Raw genomic sequence first — 2,860 nt, 5'->3', positions numbered from 1 at the left:
GTGCGAAGAGCATCACAAAGAGAAAAAGCGACGAGGTGGGAAACCGAATAGCTTGTCGATTGCAGATCAACTATTACTAATGCTTGGGTATTATCGAGAGTATCGAAGCATGGCACATATTGCTTTTCAAAACTACGCCATTGACTTACCAATAAACATCTGATACAATTATCCTATGGAAATAGCTGAAACTACTATCTTTACTCGTGAAATCACCCGTATCCTCTCTGATGAGGAATATAAGGAGCTTCAAACCTTTTTAGTGGAGCATCCTAAAAGCGGAGCGGTGATTAAAGGATCAGGCGGAGAGAAAAATTCGCTGGTCCATCAAAAACAGCGGTAAAAGTGGTGGAATACGAAATATCTACTACTATCATGAGGAAAATAGTCTTATCCTTATGATCTATGTGTATGAAAAAAGTAAAACATCCGATTTGTCCCCAAAACAAATCGAGATGTTGAGAAAAACTTTCATAGGAGGTTTATGATGGAAGATTCAATGTTTAATGACTTACTTGCAAGCGTTGGCGAAGCAAAAGAGATACTACAGCACACACGAAAACCGTCACGTTCATTCATGATTGATGAGCCTGATGCTAAATCTATACGAGCACGATTAAAGCTTACTCAGGATGAGTTTGCGGGACTTTTAAATATCAGTGTAAATACACTAAGAAACTGGGAGCAGTCACGTCGTAAACCTGAAGGTCCTGCACGTGTATTACTTGGGATTGCAGCTACGCATCCAGAAGTGTTTGCTCATTAAGTGCTTAGTGCACCTGACGGGGCTGGAAAAGTAGAATTAAGCCTTATTAAAGGATCGGTGTCCGCTTTGGTACAGATTTTTATTTGTACCCGGATTTCCATCGGGTCTTCCTCCTAATGAAACCTCTCTAATGCCTGCAAGCCCTTTTTCGTTATACCATTTGAGCCTTCTAAAAAAAGTATCAAGACCTATCATTAGCTGTGTTGTGACAGCTTTTGAACTATTGCCTTTCATCACCAATAATATTGTCTGTACTCATAAAGATCATCAATACCAAGCTCGACAAACCGATATCAATGACCGCTTTAAGGTATTTTATGGCAAATGGGATTAGATAAAAGGTTGTCACTTGACAACTAAATAGTTTTGTCGATATACTAACGAATATAAGGAATACTATGTCAAACAGACCAAGACATCCTGATAAGGATATTGAAGCTGCCATTGCTCATGCTGAAGAACTTGGATGGACAGTAAAAAAGAGAACTGGCAAAACTCATGCATGGGGATTACTTTTGTGTCCTTACAATGATAACGCTTGCAGAAATGGGATCTTTTGCCAAATAAGTATATGGTCAACGCCTAAAAATCCTCAGAACCATGCAAGAGATTTAAAAAGGCATGTAGATGGCTGTATTAAAGCCAAACAGGATAATGAAAATAAAGGAGATTCCGATGCGTGAATACGAATTCGAACTTTTGTTCAAAGTAAATACTAACGAAGAGATGAATAATCTTATCGATCGTCTTTACGAAGCTGGTTGTGATGATGCGCTGATTGGAAGTGGTAAAAGCGGCGTAATAGGGCTTTCTTTTACACGTGAAGCCATAAGTGCCGCAGAAGCATTCGAAAGTGCAATCAAAGATGTTAAAAAAGCAATCCCTACTGCATCACTCACGGAAGCAAAGCCAGATTTCGCAGGAGTCTCTGATATAGCTGAGACCATCGGATGTTCTCGTCAAAATATTCTCAAAATTTTTGCTTCAAGCGAAGCACCGATGCCGGTCCATTCAGGCAATACATCACTCTGGCATTTAAGTGAAGCATTACGATGGCTAAATGATGGGAAAAGGGCTGAACGGTACAATATTCCCCAATGGAAGATCGACGTTGCCACAATCGCAAAAGAGATTAATTTTGCAGTTGAAGCGATGCGTATGCCAACACATACGTCGATTAGACAGCTGTTGGCATAACCCATCTATAAAGTATTTAAGCTACTTTTAAAACACATGGGAATAAAAATCCCTTTGTAGGTGGACACCCAATTATCCGATATTTATAAATCCGAAAATACTTTTTTTTACATTAGACTTCTTACATAACCTCAAAAGCGGTTCAGAAATTGAAACCATCTGAGTTCAAACGGCTGGTAGGTGTAAAAAACGATATATTTTCAGAGATGTTGCAAGTACGATTTGACATCAATTTTGATCGGAAGCAGGTATCCATCGATACAGTGTCGCCAATGATACTCCAAAATCTTTAGCAACATCACGAGGCGGCACTCCACTGGAGTGTCATCGTATAGCTACTTCCTCCGAAGAGGAAGCGTTATTGTTGATAAGCATTAACGATAATATTGGAAGGAAGATTAATGCATGTTTGTTCATACTGGCACATATCAAGAGCCTTAGGCTCTTTGAAGGCATGAATGGATTGAATAATCTGATCAAAATCGAGTGAATGAGATATAGATTGAGATGCGAACTGTACGTCTACGGTTTCAAATATTCTTTCATCATCTAAAGTATACAATGAGCTTGCGCCGACAATATTACCTTGATCGATGCGGTTTATTTGATTGTTTGAGAGATGTAATGAGGAGATATGAGCTTCGCGTAGAGTTAGCATCTCTCCCTCATCGGTTTGGGCATTTAGATTGGTATCGATCCATAGAGAGAGTTCTGCGAAGGCTTGATCCGAGGTCGTGAGCATAGTGTCATGATTATCATCCAAATCACTCAGTGCGGCGTAGCCCTCTTTTGCTTTGGTGCCGTTTGAGAGAACCGTAGCACTGCCGAAGAGTTCACTTCCGTCGTTAATCATACCGTCACGGTTAAGATCACGAACCAAGAATGCGTCTATTCCAT

Annotated in this window: 5 protein-coding genes and 2 pseudogenes; 5 read left to right on the top strand and 2 right to left on the bottom strand. The window is 40.0% G+C overall.

Going from position 1 to position 2,860, the window contains the following annotated elements:
- Positions 1-175: 175 nt before the first annotated feature.
- The 5 genes from WA010_RS01845 to WA010_RS01825 all read left to right on the top strand — a co-directional run bounded on the left by WA010_RS01845 (position 176) and on the right by WA010_RS01825 (position 1,963).
- Complete coding sequence (locus WA010_RS01845) at positions 176-343, top strand: hypothetical protein (protein ID WP_422555473.1); 168 nt, start codon at positions 176-178, stop codon at positions 341-343.
- On the top strand, positions 315-488 hold the full coding sequence (locus WA010_RS01840) for a hypothetical protein (protein WP_422555474.1): 174 nt from the start codon (positions 315-317) through the stop codon (positions 486-488). Before WA010_RS01845 ends, WA010_RS01840 begins: the two co-directional genes overlap by 29 nt.
- On the top strand, positions 485-766 hold the full coding sequence (gene nadS, locus WA010_RS01835; RefSeq protein ID WP_422555472.1) for a NadS family protein: 282 nt from the start codon (positions 485-487) through the stop codon (positions 764-766). Before WA010_RS01840 ends, nadS begins: the two co-directional genes overlap by 4 nt.
- Before the next feature lie 398 nt (positions 767-1,164).
- Entirely contained in the window at positions 1,165-1,449 is a 285-nt protein-coding gene (locus WA010_RS01830; RefSeq protein ID WP_422555471.1) for a hypothetical protein, read from the top strand.
- Positions 1,442-1,963: a DNA-binding protein gene (locus WA010_RS01825; protein WP_422555470.1), complete on the top strand. Its 522-nt coding sequence runs from the start codon at positions 1,442-1,444 to the stop codon at positions 1,961-1,963. The genes WA010_RS01830 and WA010_RS01825 overlap by 8 nt, the downstream gene beginning before the upstream one ends.
- 228 nt (positions 1,964-2,191) lie before the next feature.
- Here the strand turns inward: WA010_RS01825 and WA010_RS01820 are convergent.
- Positions 2,192-2,284 (bottom strand): annotated as a pseudogene (locus WA010_RS01820) (helix-turn-helix domain-containing protein); the annotation flags it as partial.
- 37 nt (positions 2,285-2,321) lie between these two features.
- A pseudogene (locus WA010_RS01815) lies at positions 2,322-2,860 on the bottom strand (hypothetical protein); the annotation flags it as partial.

The sequence above is a fragment of the Sulfuricurvum sp. genome (assembly GCF_049305995.1).
Taxonomy (GTDB): domain Bacteria; phylum Campylobacterota; class Campylobacteria; order Campylobacterales; family Sulfurimonadaceae; genus Sulfuricurvum.
Note: the sequence above shows the minus strand (reverse complement) of the source record. Positions and strands in the feature narration are given on the sequence as shown.